This window comes from Bradyrhizobium sp. Kon10, assembly GCF_055807395.1.
Genome location: NZ_JBVVOZ010000317.1, coordinates 1 through 251, shown reverse-complemented (window position 1 = coordinate 251; position 251 = coordinate 1). Strand labels below are relative to the sequence as shown.

The 251-nt window shown below is 67.7% G+C and carries 1 protein-coding gene; it reads right to left on the bottom strand.

All coding sequences use genetic code 11. From position 1 onward, the window contains the following. Positions 1–251, bottom strand: a 251-nt coding sequence (locus AC0L2O_RS37190; protein ID WP_473373253.1) for a hypothetical protein, incomplete at both ends; no start/stop codon positions are given.

Here is a 251-nt window from a genome sequence, read left to right as displayed (position 1 = left end):
GGTCGAGCGCCACGGTGCCATCAGGCACGAACGCCTCGTCAAGTGCCAGGTCGCCTGATACCCGGTTCTTGCCGAGTGACAGCAAAAGCCCGTTGATGGCGCGCTTGCCGTCGGACGTCGCCAGCACGGCACTGCCTTGCAGGGGCTGGCCCGCGACATTTCCGGTCAGTTGGACATTGGCCGCCGGGTTGGCGGCATCGGCCGTGCCGGTGGCGGTGAGCCTCAGCCCGGTGATCTCACGTTCGGCCACC